At 40.6% G+C, this 18,706-nt stretch carries 15 protein-coding genes and 1 tRNA gene; 7 read left to right on the plus strand and 9 right to left on the minus strand.

Annotation, left to right across the window (positions count from 1 at the left end; all coding sequences use genetic code 11):
• Window positions 1-160: 160 nt before the first annotated feature.
• Both DABAL43B_RS10655 and DABAL43B_RS10660 read right to left on the minus strand, forming a co-directional pair.
• Window positions 161-1,549, minus strand: coding sequence for an NAD-dependent succinate-semialdehyde dehydrogenase (locus tag DABAL43B_RS10655; protein ID WP_079692345.1), 1,389 nt, complete (start codon window positions 1,547-1,549; stop codon window positions 161-163).
• Window positions 1,550-1,920: 371 nt separating this feature from the next.
• On the minus strand, window positions 1,921-2,910 hold the full coding sequence (locus DABAL43B_RS10660) for a LysR family transcriptional regulator (RefSeq protein ID WP_079692346.1): 990 nt from the start codon (window positions 2,908-2,910) through the stop codon (window positions 1,921-1,923).
• A gap of 703 nt (window positions 2,911-3,613) precedes the next feature.
• Between DABAL43B_RS10660 and DABAL43B_RS10665 the strand changes: the two genes are divergently transcribed.
• On the plus strand, window positions 3,614-5,203 hold the full coding sequence (locus DABAL43B_RS10665; protein ID WP_079692347.1) for an isocitrate lyase: 1,590 nt from the start codon (window positions 3,614-3,616) through the stop codon (window positions 5,201-5,203).
• Window positions 5,204-5,312: 109 nt separating this feature from the next.
• On the opposite strand, the gene DABAL43B_RS10670 is transcribed toward DABAL43B_RS10665, so the two are convergent.
• On the minus strand, window positions 5,313-6,611 hold the full coding sequence (locus DABAL43B_RS10670) for a DUF4349 domain-containing protein (protein WP_145952532.1): 1,299 nt from the start codon (window positions 6,609-6,611) through the stop codon (window positions 5,313-5,315).
• Between the two features lie 182 nt (window positions 6,612-6,793).
• Between DABAL43B_RS10670 and DABAL43B_RS10675 the strand changes: the two genes are divergently transcribed.
• Window positions 6,794-8,401 (plus strand): CYTH and CHAD domain-containing protein, encoded by a 1,608-nt coding sequence (locus DABAL43B_RS10675; RefSeq protein ID WP_079692349.1) that lies wholly within the window; start codon window positions 6,794-6,796, stop codon window positions 8,399-8,401.
• A gap of 128 nt (window positions 8,402-8,529) precedes the next feature.
• Here DABAL43B_RS10675 and DABAL43B_RS10680 read toward each other — a convergent pair whose 3' ends face one another.
• The gene (locus DABAL43B_RS10680) at window positions 8,530-9,150 is read right to left on the minus strand and encodes a nitroreductase family protein (protein WP_079692350.1); all 621 of its coding nucleotides are present in this window, start codon (window positions 9,148-9,150) and stop codon (window positions 8,530-8,532) included.
• 261 nt (window positions 9,151-9,411) lie between these two features.
• Window positions 9,412-9,981, minus strand: a complete 570-nt coding sequence (locus tag DABAL43B_RS10685) for a L,D-transpeptidase (RefSeq protein ID WP_079692351.1) — start codon at window positions 9,979-9,981, stop codon at window positions 9,412-9,414.
• 144 nt (window positions 9,982-10,125) lie between these two features.
• On the opposite strand from DABAL43B_RS10685, the gene DABAL43B_RS10690 reads away from it, so the two are divergent.
• Window positions 10,126-11,397 carry a hypothetical protein gene (locus DABAL43B_RS10690; RefSeq protein ID WP_079692352.1) on the plus strand — a complete coding sequence of 424 codons (1,272 nt, stop codon included), beginning with the start codon at window positions 10,126-10,128 and terminating at the stop codon, window positions 11,395-11,397.
• A 138-nt stretch (window positions 11,398-11,535) separates the two neighbouring features.
• Here DABAL43B_RS10690 and DABAL43B_RS10695 read toward each other — a convergent pair whose 3' ends face one another.
• Window positions 11,536-12,774, minus strand: coding sequence for an argininosuccinate synthase (locus DABAL43B_RS10695; protein ID WP_079692353.1), 1,239 nt, complete (start codon window positions 12,772-12,774; stop codon window positions 11,536-11,538).
• 366 nt (window positions 12,775-13,140) lie between these two features.
• On the opposite strand from DABAL43B_RS10695, the gene pyrC reads away from it, so the two are divergent.
• The 4 genes from pyrC to DABAL43B_RS10710 all read left to right on the plus strand — a co-directional run bounded on the left by pyrC (window position 13,141) and on the right by DABAL43B_RS10710 (window position 15,818).
• Window positions 13,141-14,211: a dihydroorotase gene (gene pyrC, locus DABAL43B_RS10700; RefSeq protein ID WP_079692354.1), complete on the plus strand. Its 1,071-nt coding sequence runs from the start codon at window positions 13,141-13,143 to the stop codon at window positions 14,209-14,211.
• Window positions 14,212-14,394: 183 nt separating this feature from the next.
• Window positions 14,395-15,180: a ribonuclease T gene (rnt, locus tag DABAL43B_RS10705; RefSeq protein WP_079692355.1), complete on the plus strand. Its 786-nt coding sequence runs from the start codon at window positions 14,395-14,397 to the stop codon at window positions 15,178-15,180.
• Window positions 15,181-15,493: 313 nt separating this feature from the next.
• Window positions 15,494-15,691, plus strand: a complete 198-nt coding sequence (locus tag DABAL43B_RS14185; protein ID WP_145952533.1) for a hypothetical protein — start codon at window positions 15,494-15,496, stop codon at window positions 15,689-15,691.
• Window positions 15,692-15,742: 51 nt separating this feature from the next.
• Window positions 15,743-15,818, plus strand: a tRNA-Glu gene (locus DABAL43B_RS10710).
• 451 nt (window positions 15,819-16,269) lie between these two features.
• Here the strand turns inward: DABAL43B_RS10710 and DABAL43B_RS10715 are convergent.
• The 3 genes from DABAL43B_RS10715 to DABAL43B_RS10725 all read right to left on the minus strand — a co-directional run bounded on the left by DABAL43B_RS10715 (window position 16,270) and on the right by DABAL43B_RS10725 (window position 18,657).
• Window positions 16,270-16,902, minus strand: coding sequence for a BLUF domain-containing protein (locus DABAL43B_RS10715; protein WP_079692356.1), 633 nt, complete (start codon window positions 16,900-16,902; stop codon window positions 16,270-16,272).
• 507 nt (window positions 16,903-17,409) lie between these two features.
• A complete protein-coding gene (locus tag DABAL43B_RS10720; protein ID WP_227516678.1) occupies window positions 17,410-18,234 on the minus strand; it encodes an IspD/TarI family cytidylyltransferase in 825 nt (274 codons plus the stop codon).
• Window positions 18,235-18,348: 114 nt separating this feature from the next.
• Complete coding sequence (locus tag DABAL43B_RS10725; protein WP_079692357.1) at window positions 18,349-18,657, minus strand: FtsB family cell division protein; 309 nt, start codon at window positions 18,655-18,657, stop codon at window positions 18,349-18,351.
• Window positions 18,658-18,706: the final 49 nt, after the last annotated feature.

Below are 18,706 nucleotides of genomic sequence, written 5' to 3' on the forward strand. Positions count from 1 at the left end.
AAATACGGTTAATCGATTTATTAAAAAAGCAGAACAATGATTAATTGTTCTGCTTTTTTATGTCTGCTTTAATCGCTATTTTTTATAGAAAAAAACACCCCGCTACTCAGTAACGGGGTATTTAAAATGCCATAAATGCCATAGCTAAAGAGATTTAAAATTAAGCAGGTTTTTTACCAACCACATGGACTGCTTTGATATTTACAAACTCTTTTATACCAAAGCCACCATGTTCACGGCCATAGCCTGAGTCCTTAACACCGCCAAATGGCAGTCCTGGATTGACCAAATCGTAGCCATTGATATAAACCATACCGGTATCAAAGTGTTTCTTAGCCAATTCAATCGCTTTTTCTTCATCTTTAGAGAAAATAGCGCCACCTAACCCATAACGGCTATCGTTAGCAATTCGGAACGCATCGTCTTGATCTTTAGCACGAATCAGCGCCGCAACGGGACCAAATAGCTCATCTTTATAAGCGGGCTGTTCTGGGGTGATGTTCTCTAGAATAGTTGGTGGATAAAACGCACCTGCCTTATCAGAGACTTCCCCACCTAGAGTAATGGTTGCGCCTTTTTTTACACTCTCTTGAACTTGTTTATGCAAGTTGTCACGCTGCTTACTACTTGACATCGGACCCACATCAGTAGAGTCCTCCATTGGATCACCTACCTTGTAGTTATTGAATTTCTCAATAACAAGGTCGCGGAACTTATCATAGACACTATCGACGACGATAAAACGTTTGGCAGCAATACAAGTTTCACCGTTATTGTATAAGCGTGCATGAGCACAGGTTGCCGCGGCTAAATCTAAATCGGCATCTTCTAATACAATAAATGCATCATTAGAACCAAGCTCCATGACGGTCTTCTTCAGTACTTTAGCTGCTTGTTGTGCTACAACACGACCCGCTACGTCACTACCCGTTAATGTGACACCGCGTACTTTCTCATGTTCAATCACTTTTCCAGATTGATCATGACTGATAATTAATGCTCGGAACAAATCATTTGGTAGATCAGATTCATGCATGATTTTTTCAATCAATAAGCCTGAACCTGTGACGTTAGAGGCATGTTTAAGTAAAATACTGTTACCTGCCATTAGATTGGCAATGGTATAGCGGAATACTTGGTAGGCTGGAAAGTTCCATGGCTGGATACCATAGATAATACCGATAGGATCATAGCTAATTAAACCCTGCTTAAGGCCTTCGATATCGCGCTTATCATCGGCTAGAGCGGCTGCACCTTCACTGGCGGTAAAATCACAAATACCTTTACATAAATCAACTTCGCCTAAGCTGGCTGCTAATGTTTTGCCACGCTCTTCGGTCATCAGTTTTGCCAATTCTTCTTTATACTTCATCAACGTATCGCCAATAGAATTAATCACTTTGGCACGCTCTTCATGGCTAACCAAACGCCAGTCCGAAAACGCCTTATGCGAAGCCTCGATAATTTTATTTACTTCATCATCGCTCATATAAGTATAGTCTTTAATGTCTTCACCCGTCGTCGGGTTCACAGTGGTAATATCTGCCATGATAATTATCCTTATTTATTTGTTTGTTCTAACATAGTTAAAATCATATTAACTAAGCACTGTTTATTAAGGTTAATAAAAATCTCGATATTGTTGCTTACCTTAATAATGACTGCTCTGCTTATCTTTTTTCTTAATAGACAATTATCATAACAAAGCATAGGGGTTGAAATTTTACAATTTATGAAGAAGTGTGCGTAAGATGTTAAGAATGTGACTGTACTAGTATTCATCACGATGAGATGTCGAGCAAAAAATCAGACAAATAAAAAACCAGCACAATGGCTGGTTTAAGAAATAACCTGGATAGATTATGGATAAAAGCTACTTAAGCTTGTGCTAAGTTATTTAATAACCTAGCAGCAGTACCACTAAAATAAGTGGTTAATAATCGGAATCTCTTGTGGTGGATTCTCTTCATCATCGACGATTTGACGTGCTACATGCATGATAAGCTGGCGCAACCAGCGATGCGCCGGATGATGCTGTAATAACGGTGACCACGCCATGGTCAGCTCAAATTCAGGGATAAAAAATGGTGGCTCGACCATCATAATGCTGTCGTTATTTGCCTGCATTTTTGCCACTCGAGTGGGTAAGGTTGCAACCAAATCTTTATTTGCCGCGAGCATTGCTGGCATTTGATAGTGACGGGTAAAGACACTGATTTGGCGTTTTTGTCCTAAACGCTGCAGCGCTTGATCGATAGAACCTAAGCCACCAGATTTCTCTGGATTGACACCGAATCCCACGCCCATACCAGTTTTAGAGACCCAGACGTGCTGCGCTTTAAGATAATTTTTAAGATTAAAGCGATGAGCATAAGGACTGTCAGAGGACAGTAGGCAGCTAAAGGTATCGCGCCATACCAACACTTGATGAAAACTTTGCGGTATTTCATTAAAACGGTTAATGGCCAAATCGACTCGCCCCTGCTCCATATCACGATATGAGACGTCCGATGGTGTCAAGAAATCCAAAATGACATTGGGTGCCTCTGATCGTAGCGCTTTTACCAATTTCGGTACCAAGGTCGCCTCAGCATAATCTGAAGTCATAATACGAAAAACACGCGAGGTACTATAAGGACGGAATTCGGTGCGCGGCTCTAACACTTGTGTCAAATCAGCCAATATCTCACGGATACGTGGCTGCAGCTCAAGGGCGCGTTCGGTCGGCGTCATACCTTCAGATGAGCGTACCAACAATGGATCATTAAACAGTTTTCGCAGACGCCGCAAAATATTACTCATAGCAGGCTGGGTAATACCAAGCTGCTCAGCGGCGCGCGTTACGTTTTTTTCTCGCAATAACACATCCAAATGTACCAGTAAATTTAAATCAACCCGCTGCAAATTCATATATTCGTCTCTTTACCTTAGAATAAATACTATTACAAACGCGGCAGATTTTGCCCTGCTATGTGGCAAAAAATTCTCTATAACAGTATGATTTAAGGATATTTTTGTGTTAATTATTTTGGAATATTCTTATTATAACTGAATTCACCCATCACAAGCCATTGTTTTACCTATACTATAACTAAATAAAATACCCAAGATAATAATCATAAACTAGATAAATCAAGGTAACCTAGCTATAGTGGCTAGCAAGCGCTTAGGGGGCAGTTGCTAAACGTTAGACCGTTAGCCTGCGTTTTAATGAATAAGCTACCAACTATATTTTATCGTATTTTTATGCATAAATACGGACATAAAATTTACTATATAACCTTACGCAAACTTAATTTTGTGCTCTGATTTGTCTTTAAGCTTGAATCAACACCTTATATCGTTTAGGGTAATAAGCACTTTGGTAGACGAATAAGTCTTATAAAATAACCATTTACCTCTGAAATAACAGTCCAAATAATACACCAAATAATAAAAGCTGACCAAAGCGACAGGTTTTTATTGCTTTTATGACGATTTTCTTATAGTTTAGTAGAGATTGCTAACGTAAGAGGTTTAAATTCTTACCTCTGCCAGCATCTTTATATATATACGGAAGTTATTTAAATTATTTTAACTTACTAATTTATACACCACCAATGGAGAAGTTTAGATGTCAACTGCATATAAATCAGCGATCGATTTAGTACGTGAACTAAAACAAAAGCACGGCAACTGGCAGAATATCAGTGAAGTCGATGCGGCACGTATGATGTCACAAAACCGTTTCAAAACGGGCTTAGATATCGCAAAATATACTGCAAAAATCATGCGTCAAGACATGGAAGAGTATGATAACGATAGCTCACAATACACCCAGTCTTTAGGTGCTTGGCATGGTTTTGTTGCACAGCAAACGATGTACGCTAAGAAAAAATACTTCGGTACGACGTCTAAAACTTACATCTACCTATCAGGTTGGATGGTTGCAGCACTTCGCTCTGAGTTTGGTCCATTACCTGACCAATCTATGCATGAGAAAACTTCAGTTGCTAAGCTAGTTGAAGAAATCTACACTTTCTTACGTCAAGCTGATGCAAAAGTATTGAACGATTACTTCCGTGAGCTAAACGCTGCTGAAGAAGCGGGTCAAGATACTGCTGCTATTTTAGAAAAAATCGAGAACTTTGATTCACACGTTGTGCCAATCATTGCTGATATCGATGCCGGTTTTGGTAACGAAGAAGCGACTTATTTACTAGCTAAACAGATCATCGAAGCGGGTGCTTGTGCACTACAAATCGAAAACCAAGTATCTGACGCTAAGCAATGTGGTCACCAAGCGGGTAAAGTTACTGTACCGCATGAAGACTATATCGCAAAAATAAACGCACTTCGTTATGCATTCCTAGAGCTTGGTGTTGAAGACGGCGTGATCGTTGCCCGTACTGACTCTGAAGGCGCATCACTAACACAAAAAATCCCAGTATCAAATGAACCAGGTGATTTGGCTTCTAAATACATCGATTTTATCGAAATGGAAGAAGTAACACTAGAAAATGCAAAAGAGAACGACAGCTTGCTTAAGCATAACGGCAAACTAGTACGTCCAGTGCGCCTACCTAACGGTCTTTACTCTTTCCGTGAAGAAACCAATATCGACCGTGTGGTACTTGACTGTGTTACTGCGCTTGAAAACGGTGCTGATCTACTATGGATCGAGACACCAACGCCAAACGTTGAACACATCAAAATGATGGTTGATCGTATTAAAGAGCAACAGCCAAAAGCCAAGCTTGTTTATAACAACAGCCCATCATTCAACTGGACGCTTAACTTCCGTAAGCAAATCATCGCTGAGTGGGAAAAAGCAGGTAAAGATATCTCTGCCTACAACAAAGATGACTTGATGAGTGCGGATTACGACGGTACTGAGCTTGATACCGCAGCTGACGAAGCAGCTAGAAACTTCCAACGTGATGCGTCACGTGAAGCGGGTGTATTCCATCACTTAATCACCCTACCGACTTATCACACTACTGCACTTAGCGTGCATGAGCTTGCTAAAGGCTACTTCGGTGAAGACGGTATGCTTGCTTATGCTGCTGGCGTACAACGTAAAGAAATCCGTGAAGGCATCGCTTGTGTCAAGCACCAAGCAATGGCTGGTTCTGACATCGGTGATGATCACAAAGAAATCTTCTCTGGTGACAACGCGCTAAAAGCTGGCGGCGGTAAAAACACAATGGATCAGTTCAAATAAGAACTAATCTATAAGCACTTTATAGCAGTAACATAAAAAGCCGCCTTACATCATGTAAGGCGGCTTTTTTATGCGTGTTCATTAGGTATTTCATTTAAGAACTTAGCTTTTAGTTAGAAGGCTTATTGTCGCCGCTATTATTATCATCTGTCTGATTCTTATTTAACTCTGCTGAGTATTTACGTACATGGTTTTTATCCATCAACTCACGCTTACGGTTTATTAGGTGTGCATCATTTTTGAATAATTTACGATAGAGGGCTTTTACCATTCTATAAATTAAATACAGAACACCAGCAAGTACGACTAACCACCACAATTGTATTAAGCCCAGTACAAAAGATCTCAGCATCTCCCAGCCATGTTTAAATGCTTGCTTCACTTGTGCACCAAAACTTGGACGCTCAGCATCTAATAGCACATCTAGATTTTGCGTGATTTCTTTATAACTGATATCCGGCTGCATAAAGGTCAAGCGGATGGTGCTGTATTTAACTTTGTCAATGATATCCATCTGCTCAAGCTTAGCCAGATCTTGCTGACGACGCGCGGCATAAGTGGCAGTGATAGCATCGACATTACTGCTTTGATCTTTATTGTTCTTACTATCTAGTCGCTCTTGGCTAAGCTCACTTGCCATATCGCTACCCAGCTGACTTGCCAGCTTTTCGCGATAAATATCTAAGGTAACGTCCTCAGCAGTAAATTCCTGCCCATTTAAAAAAGCCACTTGCGGTTGTAATTGTGCTAAAAACTTATTGATGTTGACACGCGGAACCCGAACCGTCATTTCAGCTTGACGAGTATAAGTGGTGATCGTAATATTTTTATCATCTTGTACAAAGGTACGGCTATCATTTGGATGGTTGCTAATATTACTGAGCGCCACATAACCACCCTGTTGCCGCGTTAAGTTCTCAATGGCAGCGCTACTCTTGACGACGTCTTTGACTTTGAAATTTGCACTTGCCGTTATTAACAGCTCTTTGCCAGCGATTTGAATATCCGCCACTTGGCTGCCAAGTGTTTGTTCACTGTCACCTGATAGATTATCAATACTTAAATCGTTAGAAGTAGGCTTAGCATTTGATGTATTATCAGCTGAATCAGATGAATCAGCTGCCACATCGGACATAATGCCATTTATCTCACTATTATCAGTAGCCTCCTCCGTTACAGACTGAACCGATTCCATATCAGCACTGCTCTCTGCATATTCAGAAGAGTCGCTACAACCGCCTATGAATATCAGTGAGCCTAATATTGTCGGCAGCGCTATTGGTAATACCAAGGTTTTAAAACTCACTACTTTGTAAGAGTCACTGGCGTCACACTTATTTTGTTCACATAGCTTCATTACTTTAATCTCCAAACCATTTTTGCATGTATCAGCTGTAGGTTTCATCATTTGATCAATCACCTATATTCCACTTTTGTTTGATGAATCATTCTAATTATAGTGATTGCTTATTAAAAGTATATCTTTAATGTTTGGACTTTTTATTTATAAAAAAATCTTTACTTGTCATTAATGGATAGCTTTCATACGATGGTAGTTACTTAAACTTATTAGAGTCATTAGGAGCCGTCATGCAAGAGATAGAGCTAAAGTTTTTGGTGCCAGAGTTGCGATTAAAAGGTTTGATGCGTCAAGCGAAAGTCAAATCTTCACAGGTGACGCAAATGGCTGCTCATTATTATGATACACCTGATCAGCAGCTTGCACAGGCCGGTATTGGCTTGCGTATTCGTCGTGAGGGTAATACTTGGGTACAGACCATCAAAGCTGGCGGTGACGGTATTGCAGCACGTTTAGAGCACAATTTAACGTTGGACAATGAGCAGGTGCAAGCGATGCTCGACAATAACGACCTAATGCCTGATTTAAGCATTTATAAAGACACCGCTATTGCCCCAGCGTTAGCAGATTTTAAGCTCAAAAAACTGGCTAAAAAATTAACACGGCTTTATGTAACTGATGTAGAGCGCACCACTAGATTACTCATAGAGGCCGGCAGCAATGAAATTGATGTTAGCGATAATAGCATTGAGGTGGCATATGACCATGGAGAAATAATCCATGGTTGTGACGATACTCAGCGAAACGTCATTCAAGAGATAGAGTTTGAGCTCGTATCAGGAGATTTGGATTTTTTATTTGCGACAGCTAAAGTATGGTGTAAGCGCTATAAATTATGCTTATCCACCGTGACCAAAGCTGAACGTGGGGGCTTACTTATCAAAGGACAACACCACAGCCCTGCTATTAGCGCTAACCTTAGTGAGCTTAATATAAATAAAGACAGTAGTATGCCCACTTTTTTACGCGCAGTCGTCCATAACTGTCTATTACAAATACTACCGAACAGCAGTGCTATCGTGGATGGCAGCACTGACCATGAACACGTTTTGCAACTGTATATCGGACTTTGCCGCTTACGTACTGCGCTAAGCGCATTTGCCAGCTTCTCTGATGAAGTCAATCCTGATTGGTTGCTCATAATCAAACAAACAGCGACTTTACTCAGCGACTATTACGATCTTAGTTATCTTGCTACCCATATTGAGCCAATGCTACAACAGCATGGCGCACCAATGGTAGATTGGACGACAGATGTTGAAGCTATAAAAACAACACCTATCGATGCGGTCAGCGCCAATGACTTTCAGCTAACTTTACTGGAGCTGATTGCCTTTACCATGAGCGACCCTAGCCTTGAGCCACAAGCAGATAAGACTGCCTTAGGTCATCTCACAAAAATACTGTCTAAACAGCAGGCAAAGTTTCTTAAAACCGAGGAAAGACTGAATGATGTAATCAATGCTAATTCTGATAGTGACAGCCTTGATTCAACCAGTGCTGATTCAAAAAACCTCAGTTTGAAAAACAATGATAAATATCAAGCGCAGCAGCAATTACACTATCAGCTTAACAACCTACGTTATATTGGTGAGCTTTCCGCACCTTTATATGGCAAGAAGAAAACCAAACGCTGGCTAAAACGCGTGGTAAAAGCACAAAAATTACTCGGTAAACAAGTCGATATGACTTATTATCAGCAGTGCTATCAATACAAGGCAATCACTGACCCTAATGCTTTATATGGTACAGGATGGTTTGCTGCTAATTTAAAAGATGACTCTAAACGCTTGCAAAAGCGCCTAGGTCGTATTCAAGATTGTGCGACGTTTTGGTAAAAAAAATAGTATAGCTTTGAATTGCCCTGATTAACCTTGTGGGCTATTAAGTTGGTATAAACATAAAAAAGACAGCATCATAAATATGAGCTGTCTTTTTTATGTTTTTTTACTTTATTAATAACTGATCAATCATTTAATCCAAATACTTTCATACGCTCATTAAGCGGCTGATAAGTTTTTTTACCAGCAGGTTCAAGGATATTGCCGAATGGCATTTGCGCGATTAGATCCCAATTTTTAGGAACTGAAAATGCCACTGCGACATCCTCATCAATCAGCGGATTGTAGTGCTGGAGACTCGCACCAACATCTAACGTACGTAACTCTGTCCACATAGCATACTGATGCATTGCTGAGGTCTGATGCGCCCACAGAGGGAATTTATCAGCATATAAGGCAAAATTATCTTGCAACGATTTTGTGACTTCTTTGTCTTCATAAAAAAGAACCGTGCCTGCCCCTGCTCGAAAGCTATCCATCTTTTGTTTGCTACTTACAAAATCACCATCGCCTACTTCCTGACGTAACTTATCTTCGGCAATATCCCACACCTGTTTATGTTGCTCGCCAAATAACACGATTAGCCTAGATGACTGGGAATTAAAGGCAGATGGTGTATGTAGCAGCACGCGCTCGGCAATATTAACAATCGCTCTTGGATCTACTGGCAGATTATTACCCAAAGCATAAATGGTACGGCGTTCATCAAAAGCTTGTTGTAGACTCACTAGACTGGCGGTAGTCATTATTATTTTCCTCGTTGTTATTATTAATACACTTAAGAGAGTAGGATTATATATTCTTGATAGTTAGCAACTATTTTCAATAGATTCACAATATCGGTAAGTATTGTAGCAAATAACTTAATATCCGTTCGTTATTGTTAATTTTATTTTATAAATAACCTTGTAAGTGACTGTTGTAAACTCGTCTGCTATAAAGTCATCTTTTATAACTGTAAGACTATTAATAAATTTTATAACGCCGCATATGATTACTGTTTTAGACTATTCATAAATATCAGTGATGTGAGCAATGCCACTAATGTCATTGATATCATAAACATCATTAATAATAGAAACGGGCGTGCCTTCATCTACCTGCGCGAACAATTCAATAATATCCTGATTACGCATACGTATACAGCCATGCGATAGCGGTACACCCATAGGTTCACTGTCTGGTGTGCCATGAATATAAATATAGCGCTGATAAGTATCGCAGCCGCCTTGGCAATTGCTACCTTTATTAAATCCTTCCTCAATACCGCTTAACCATAAAATGCGGCTCAATATCCAATCGCGTTCAGGATATAACGCACCAAAAGCTTCATCATATATCTCGCCAGTAGCTACACGACCAATAAATACGGCATTACTAGGCGCGCTTAAACCTATTTTTTCTGCGATCACATGTTTGCCGAGTGGCGTACAGCCACTGTCTTGTTGGCTGCCTATGCCGTTTTTAGCGGTAGATACGGTGTATTGAGCAACAACTTTTTTCTGTTTGTATAGCGTCAAAGTTTGCTGAGCAATGTTAATGACTAGCTGCGTCAAAAGGTTTTCGTTATTTGTCATAGCTGTATTCCATCTGTCATGCAGTTCATATATATCATTACTAACAGCATTATAAAAAATGAATGAAGTTTTCTATTATTAAGGGATTGTATCAAGACATTTGGCACCGTAATATAGGGGCACACTTTTTGATGCTAGCAGATTATGACGACAATTTCACCGACACGTGTGTCGATGTATGATTTTCTATATCAAGATACCAAGCCTATGGTGTCATTATTGGCAGATGCCGCTCAGCTTTCATTACCGCAGGCGCGTTTAGCCATGGACGCCAGCTTGCAAGCGATCATCAGTGCCCTTCTCGCTTATCAGCAGCGTCACCAAGGACAAACTGTTAGCAAAAAACTGTTTGGGCGTCATGCGGTCAAAGAGCTACGGCAGTATAACTCTATGAACTTTGCGACCCTCAATGCAACGTTATACCATCGTCATGATGCAGCCGATGCGATATTCCATGATAGTGCACGCGTGATCAAAGCCAGCGACCATATTGCCGCACAGATTGACGCGACAACGCCACAAGTGCAAATTTTACTTACCTCTCTATGCGTTATCGTGCTGCGTGAGCTGGCTATTCTAGTGGAATATAGCCAACTTGATAATGATGAAATTAATAAATGGTTTGCTTTACAACCACAGTTTTTATCCACAGCACGTTTTGCGGCCAACCAGCCAACGCCAGCATCTGTCGCATTAGCTGATACTAACGATGACAAAGAACTTATTTCACCAGCAAAAAACTCTTTAGAAGTAGAGTCCGAAGGTAGCTCAGAGCGGCGTTTATTAAATGCTGAGCAGCTGTCAGGCATCCCGCCACCTTTTGATTCTTATTGGCACGAGCTGACAGCATTCCAACCCGAGCATTATGAGCCTGTGCAAGACATGCAACTGGCCACAGGGAATTATTTAAAAGTGATTGGCCGCTCATCTGAAAACATCCAGCAAGGCAAACATAATGATTTATTGGTGTTTGCAGAGATGACTGCTATCACCTTGCCACACCAGCGCTGGTTGCTACAATTGGCCAAGATTTCAGAAATATACTTGCAGCGCAATCGATTACGTATCACCTCTGAACCTGCCAGCCCACCAAAGCCACCGCTGGTCAGCTTAGGATTAATCGGTGGCAATAATGACAATACGCCGACAACAACCAGCGAAAAGCCGATTGAGTACGAGGCATCAATACCCCTCTGGAAAAACCCTGTTATTTTGATTATCATTCTTGTTATCGGTTTGCTTGGTGGACTAGCAACCCTCAAATACTACAAGCAAAAATCTGACAGTATCAGGCTTGCCAAAGAACAACTGTTAGAGCAGAAGCCTAGTGCGGAAGAGCGTCAGCAGCAAGATGTGGCTATCGTAATGGTAGACGAAGATGAGCCTAATGATGAAAAAGCGGAAAAAACTAAGTAGAAAAACCGCTCTCAAAAACTAGTATTTAAAAAGTGTATTAATAAAAACATATCAGCAATAAAAAAACAGAGGCGCTATATAAATAGCGCCTCTGTTTTTTATGTGTGATTTAACTGAAAAGCTTTCAGCTAAAAAAAATTATTTAGATAAATCGCGACCACGGCTGGCTTCAATCGCCAAACGTAGACCATTTAAACGAATGAAGCCTTCTGCGTCTTTTTGATCATAAGCGCCTGCATCATCTTCGAAAGTCGCAATTTTTTCATCAAATAATGAATCATCTGATTTACGACCCACGACGCTAACAGCACCTTTATATAACTTTAAGCGTACCGTACCATTGACATATTCTTGTGATTTATCAATCAAGGCCTGTAGCATCATACGCTCAGGGCTGAACCAATAGCCGTTATAGATAATCTTAGCGTAACGTGGCATCAGCTCATCTTTTAGATGCGCCGCTTCACGGTCAAGCGTCAATGATTCAATACCGCGATGCGCTTTTAGCATAATAGTACCAGCTGGCGTTTCGTAACAGCCACGTGACTTCATACCAACATAACGGTTTTCAACGATATCTAAGCGTCCAATACCATGCTTACCACCAATATCATTAAGCTTAATCATAATCTCGTATGGCTTAAGCTTTTCGCCATCGATAGCAACGATGTCGCCTTTTTCATACTCTAACTCTAGATATTGCGGCACGTCCGGTGCTTCTTCAGGGCTGACTGACCAGCGCCACATATCGTCTTCTGCTTCAGCATACGGATCTTCTAAGATGCCGCCTTCATAAGAGATATGTAATAAGTTAGCGTCCATTGAGTAAGGAGATTTGGTCTTATTACCGGCATAATCAATGGCAATATTATGCTCTTTCGCATATTCCATCAAGCTTTCACGGCTAGACAAATCCCATTCACGCCACGGCGCAATGGTGACCACATCAGGAGACAAAGCAACAGCACCGAGCTCAAACCGGACTTGGTCATTACCTTTACCGGTCGCACCATGACTGATCGCATCAGCGTTATGTTCTTTTGCAATTTCAACCAAACGCTTGGCGATTAGTGGACGCGCGATAGAAGTGCCTAGTAAATATTCGCCTTCATAGATGGCATTGGCGCGGAACATTGGGAATACATAATCACGGGCAAACTCTTCGCGCAAGTCTTCGATATGGATATGTTTGATACCCATTGCTTCAGCTTTTGCACGTGCAGGCTCAACTTCTTCACCTTGACCAATGTCAGCGGTGAAAGTAATCACTTCCGCATCATAGGTTTCTTGTAGCCATCTGGCGATGATTGAGGTGTCAAGACCACCTGAATATGCCAACACGATTTTATTAATAGTTTTCGGATCAAGCTGAGCCATGAATAACTCCTAATATAAGAATTTATTGTCGAATAAATTTAATGGGAAGTAAAAATACTAATGATAAGTCGAAATTAAAGAAAAATAGGTTGCCTGCTCAGTGTACATCATATTTACTACCGGCAAAAGTAGCACTGCCATTAGCTACGCGGTTTTCGCTTATATTTAGAAGTTAGTTAATCAATAATTACATTTTTTACAGTAGACTTAACACACTATCAAACCCTGATATATTAAAAAATCGCCTATAATTTATGTATAGATATCTAGCCACATATTTAGTCAAGTAGGCAAATCTGTTATGATAGCAGCACAGCAAGACTCCCTTTTACTCCCATATATGACGATATAGAGCGCGATGTTACTATGACTGATTCGATTAGAGAATTAACCATCCTTCAGCCAGATGATTGGCATATTCATTTGCGTGACGATAAAGCGTTGGCAACCACAGTCCCTCATGCAGCAGAAAGCTTTAACCGTGTTATCTGTATGCCAAATCTGGTGCCGCCTGTCAAGAATGTCGATGATGCCCATGCCTATCGTGCGCGTATCATGCAACATCTAGAAGCCAGTGATTTGACTGCTGAGCGTAAGGCTGCTTTTGACCCGCGCATGACTCTGTATCTCACCGATACAACCACCGCGCAAGATATCGAGATGGCCGCAAAATCAGGTATTGTACAAGCGGTCAAACTTTATCCTGCTGGTGCAACAACCAACTCTGCTGATGGCGTCACCGACATCAACGCCTGCGTGGATATATTTGAGGCATTAGAAAAATATAATCTTCCACTGCTGCTACATGGTGAAGTGACTCACGATCATGTCGATATTTTTGACCGTGAAAAGCGCTTTTTAGACGAGGTATTGGCACAAATTATCACAAAATTCCCCACCATGAAAATTGTGATGGAGCATATCACCACCAGTGATGCAGCTGACTTTGTCTTGTCACAAGGTAACCAAATTGCCGCCACTATTACGCCGCAGCATTTGATGTTTAACCGCAATCATTTATTGCTTGGTGGTATCAAACCACACTTTTATTGCCTGCCTATCTTAAAGCGCGAGAGTCATCAAAAAGTATTATTAGATGTGGCGACCAGTGGCAATCCAAAATTCTTTTTAGGCACTGATTCTGCTCCCCATGCGACCGATAAAAAAGAAGCTGCTTGTGGCTGTGCTGGCTGTTATAGCTCAGCGACTGCGCTACCGCTATACGCTACAGCGTTCGATAGTGTTGGTAAAATCGACAAGCTAGAAGGGTTTACTAGCCGATTTGGCGCGCAATTCTACGGTCTACCCATCAATGAGAGCACTATCACTCTCATCAACGTACCTATGCAAGTGCCGACAGCCTACCCTTATTTCGATGGTAGCTCATTAACACCGCTAATGGCAGGCGAAACCTTACCTTGGTCTATTAAAGGCTAACGTTTACTAAGTATGGCCCAGCGCACTCTATTTTTATAGATTAGAGTTACCTCTATTTTATCCTACAATATCAATGCCGCCCTTATATTAAAAGGGTACATTTATATCGTAGGATGTTTGTTTTTTAACTCAACTCTTTCATTAAATACCACAGCTCGACTGATAAAAGCGATTTAACCTGATATGACCACTCAAAATGATGCCGCCTTACCTAAAGATAATTTATCCAACAATGTAGAAGACCACCTCGATGTTGCGCCAAGTATTTCTACTGAAAACACCGCAACAAAAGAACCAGCGCCCATGAGCTTAAAAGATCGTTTTCGTAAGTTTCTACCTGTCGTCGTTGATGTTGAAACCGCAGGCTTTAACGCGCAAACCGATGCGTTATTAGAAATTGCTTGTATTCCTGTGCTACTTAATGAGCAAGGCGTATTTTATCCAGGTGAGGCTTTCAATGCGCATATCGAACCTTTTGAAGGCGCAAATCTTGAGCCAAGCGCGCTGGCTTTTACCGGTATAGATCCAAACAATCCACTACGTAAAGCGATTGCTGAAGATGAGAAAACCGCCCTTCGCCGTATTTTTAAAGGTTTAAAAGAAGTACGCCGTGCTGAAGACTGCCGTCAATGTGTTTTAATTGGACATAATGCGCACTTCGATTTGGCATTCTTAAATGCCGCGGTCTTACGTACCAATAATAAAACCCACAATCCTTTTCATAACTTCTCAGTCTTTGATACCGTGACCTTATCAGCACTCGCATTTGGACAGACGGTGCTTGCACGCGCCTGTAAAGCGGCAGGGCTTGATTTTGATGGCAATGACGCTCACTCAGCGCTATATGACACACAAAAGACTGCTGAGCTGTTTTGTCACATTCTTAACTCTTATCCTATGCTGAGCAATGCTTTACATGCACCGGCCGTTGAAGAAGCATCGAATGAAGACACATTAAACAATAACTAAACAATAGATAGTTATTTTTAAATTATACTTATTATTAAGTATTAGAAAAAAAATAATACTGACTTGTTAACTTTATGACTTATTAAATTTATAACTTTGTTATCTAGATTTTTAATCAATATGGATATGGTTAATGCAATAATAAGTAGGTCAACTGTCAGCCCAGCTGGTTATTGTCTAAGTGGAATTGATAGCTCACTTATCAATTCTTGTTTTTGTCTTTGAGGACACCCTAATATCCTATAGATGGTTTAAGTAGTTCACACTAACTTGATAGCAATTGTTCTCAGGGCTTAATAGGAGGGACTTTATTATGGATCCACAACTCAAGTTATGGGGAACCATTATCGGTTATATGCTGCTTGCTTTAACCATTAGCGCATGTACCTCCTTATGGATTCGCTATCATTTAAAGCGTAATGACCTACATCCGCGCCGAGCCCTCAAAAAAAGATATTTAATTTTAAAAAGACGAAGAAAAAGGCTTGACAGAAAACGCAGAGGCTATTAGAATACGCACCACTTCAACATAAATGGTGAAAGCAGTTGAAGCGTTGTACTAGTCCCCATCGTCTAGAGGCCTAGGACACCGCCCTTTCACGGCGGTAACGGGGGTTCGAATCCCCCTGGGGACGCCACTAACTGGCGTCACTTGTTAGCAAGTTTGCTGCAAAGCATTCAATAAGACTGATAAGCGTACCACCGAAAAGCCCCCTCATAATTTATTATGAGGGGGCTTTTTTTATGTCTATTGCTTTCTTTAAAGCTGAATATCGTCAAAGCTGAATATCGTCGATTCACTTTAAAAACGAGAACGTGTTGCTGAGATTAGTTTTTCACAGTCTCTGCCACGCTTGTAAGTAGCAAGCTAAAATAATTTATAGCAGTAACACATGGCTATCAAAGCACTGATTCACAGTATCGACTTTACCTTGATAGCTATACTATTTCACTTCTCAACTACTCGTAATTATCTATGCACTGTGATTTTACTTCTAACCGTTAAGTTAGCTTTCATATTTTTATGAAAATAAAAAGCCAGCAATTTATGCTGGCTTATTACTTAATGAGCGAATGAACGCTGTATATCTAGAAACCCCACCAAATTTTATCTGCTAATATCAACCATAATAGTGCCAATACAATTAGCCCACCCAATACGGTCTGAATTAAGAAGAAGGCTTGGTGCTGCCCCACTACTTTTCCTAACGTCAAACCTAAGGTACTATACTTTATAGGATGGGTATCAATATCGACGTTTTCTTGCTGCTCTTCGTAGTGCTGTTGCAAAATATTTAAAAACTGCTGCCATTCATTAGGCTGCCAGCTATCGGGCTTAAATGGCATAAAGGCTTTAAGCTTGGGCTCATTAACCATCCAGCGCTCAAGCGTAATAGAGCGTAATGACCAATTAGAAAAATGACGCTCGGAAAGTACTGAAAAATCCAATATTTTTAGGTCTTTGTGGCGATCATCTACCAATAAGCGATTTTTGAGATTGGTCAATGCTTGCTCAGAACCTTCTACATATTGGAAAAAGTAGCCGTTGCCGTAGCAAAGAATACCTGTAATATTATCGACTTTGTTGTGCTTAATCGCGATTTCTGCAATGTCGTTAAGCGTGCTGGCATTTGAAAGCCCAGTTGCAGTAATATGGCTCAGATATACAAGCTGGCAGAGATCTGGCGTTACTGGATTGGTCGAATCATTGACCGTTGACAATCAGCTTCTCCCTATTATTAGGTAAATATAGCTAAGACAACCATACTCATTTTAGAAAAAACATAGAGACAAGACCTTAAAAAACAATCATTCGGCTTGGTATATTATTGATTTTATAAATGTTTATATTAATTGTATTAAGTTGGTTACATCATAGGTTAGTTTAGTCATCAAAGCAATATATCTTTATCTTGGGTAACAACTTATTAACTTCCAACAATGTTTTAGAAATATTCTTATTAGGGTTTTTAAATATGTTTTTAGAGAGGTTATAGAATAAAGGACTAATACTTTATCGTAGGAAGGAAAAATCTGTAGGATTACTTAGACAATATCGAACTGATTTTGGTTAGCTATAATCGATAAACTTTAAAAGAATAGAGTGGTGATGAGATAAGTTTTTCAAGGCCTCTAAGATGCAAATAGCACAGCACGCGAAAGAGCCTGATGCTAGAAAAAGGCTATTGGGGGTATATTTCTTATATATTAAGTTGACTATAGTGATGGTTATTGTGATTGAGCAGTAACAATCGCTGCGAGCAATATCGCATCGTCAGGATAAGTTAGCTTAATATTTTGGCGACTGCCTGTGACTAGACGAATCGGCAATTTCAAGTATTCAAAAGCACTGGCTTCATCGGTGATAGCAAGCTTATGCTCAGAGACATAGGCCAATACTTGTTTCAATTGACCGAGTCGAAATACTTGCGGCGTTTGTGCTTGCCACATATTACTGCGATCAATCGTTTTTTGGGCATAAGCGTGCGGGATATGATGGTCGCTACAGCCATTGATAAGCTCAGCCTTAGCGCTAGGCTCCTTGCAAAGTAATGCTGTGTCAGACGATGAATACGCCTGCTTTAGAGTGTCAGCGACCGGTGTCGCTAAGATGGCACCGTAAGGCTCTAGCATTGCCGCCTTAATGACTTGATCGATATCATGGCTGGGCACAGCGGGACGCGCTGCATCATGGATTACAACTAAATCCGTTGTAGCAGCGCCTGCATTGATAATCGCCTCTACTCCTGCCTGTACCGATTGCCAACGTTCAGCACCGCCAATAGCATAATAAATAGGAAGCGCAAAATTTAGTGTCTGTGCAATGCTGTCATCTGCTGCCACGACCAATAAGCAGCTATCGATATAAGCACTATCAGCAAGTCGTGCCACACTGTGCTGTAGCAATGTTTGCCCTTGAAGCATCGTATATTGCTTGGCAATAGAGGCGCCAAAACGACTACCACGACCAGCAGCGACAATCATAGCGTGTATATTAGGGGTGGTATTCATAAGACGGGGTTCATAAGGCGGCGTTCGTAAAATAGTATTCATGGGTTGATTCCATGACTATATGATTGGAGCTGAATAAATACTAATAAGAACATAGGCTTAAAGTTGCGCGAAACCATCATTATTAATAACGGCTCATTGCGATGGGTGCAAAAATTAATAACGACTGTGTGTGGTTGGTGCCGTTGATACTTGTACAAAGGTTTCATTTGGCTTAATCAAGCCTAAATCTAAACGAGCATGTTCTTCTACAGCCTCAAGACCTGTCTTTAAATCATTTACGTCCGTACGCAATAAGTTATTTGCTAATACTTGGTTGTCATTTAAGCGTTGCTGCTCTTCAACCTGAGTCAGGAGCTTATTATGCTCAAATCGACCATTTTCACCCAGCCAATATTGATATTGCAGTCCTAACAGCACGGCAACGGCTAAAGCAAGTAGTATAAATTGGCTAAAGTATTTCATAAGCTGATAACGCCAAACGATATAGAGATAATAGAATAAAAACTGGCTA

The sequence above is a fragment of the Psychrobacter sp. DAB_AL43B genome (assembly GCF_900168255.1).
Classification (GTDB): domain Bacteria; phylum Pseudomonadota; class Gammaproteobacteria; order Pseudomonadales; family Moraxellaceae; genus Psychrobacter.

Excerpts from the sequence above, each read along its gene's own strand:
- pyrC (WP_079692354.1), top strand. The coding sequence starts at position 13,141 with ATGACTGATTCGATTAGAGAATTAACCATCCTTCAGCCAGATGATTGG.
- DABAL43B_RS14185 (WP_145952533.1), top strand. The coding sequence starts at position 15,494 with ATGGATCCACAACTCAAGTTATGGGGAACCATTATCGGTTATATGCTG.
- DABAL43B_RS10695 (WP_079692353.1), bottom strand. The coding sequence starts at position 12,774 with ATGGCTCAGCTTGATCCGAAAACTATTAATAAAATCGTGTTGGCATAT.
- DABAL43B_RS10685 (WP_079692351.1), bottom strand. The coding sequence starts at position 9,981 with ATGACAAATAACGAAAACCTTTTGACGCAGCTAGTCATTAACATTGCT.
- DABAL43B_RS10680 (WP_079692350.1), bottom strand. The coding sequence starts at position 9,150 with ATGACTACCGCCAGTCTAGTGAGTCTACAACAAGCTTTTGATGAACGC.
- DABAL43B_RS10720 (WP_227516678.1), bottom strand. The coding sequence starts at position 18,234 with ATGAATACTATTTTACGAACGCCGCCTTATGAACCCCGTCTTATGAAT.
- DABAL43B_RS10725 (WP_079692357.1), bottom strand. The coding sequence starts at position 18,657 with ATGAAATACTTTAGCCAATTTATACTACTTGCTTTAGCCGTTGCCGTG.
- DABAL43B_RS10670 (WP_145952532.1), bottom strand. The coding sequence starts at position 6,611 with ATGATGAAACCTACAGCTGATACATGCAAAAATGGTTTGGAGATTAAA.
- DABAL43B_RS10690 (WP_079692352.1), top strand. The coding sequence starts at position 10,126 with ATGACGACAATTTCACCGACACGTGTGTCGATGTATGATTTTCTATAT.
- DABAL43B_RS10665 (WP_079692347.1), top strand. The coding sequence starts at position 3,614 with ATGTCAACTGCATATAAATCAGCGATCGATTTAGTACGTGAACTAAAA.
- DABAL43B_RS10655 (WP_079692345.1), bottom strand. The coding sequence starts at position 1,549 with ATGGCAGATATTACCACTGTGAACCCGACGACGGGTGAAGACATTAAA.
- DABAL43B_RS10675 (WP_079692349.1), top strand. The coding sequence starts at position 6,794 with ATGCAAGAGATAGAGCTAAAGTTTTTGGTGCCAGAGTTGCGATTAAAA.
- rnt (WP_079692355.1), top strand. The coding sequence starts at position 14,395 with ATGACCACTCAAAATGATGCCGCCTTACCTAAAGATAATTTATCCAAC.
- DABAL43B_RS10660 (WP_079692346.1), bottom strand. The coding sequence starts at position 2,910 with ATGAATTTGCAGCGGGTTGATTTAAATTTACTGGTACATTTGGATGTG.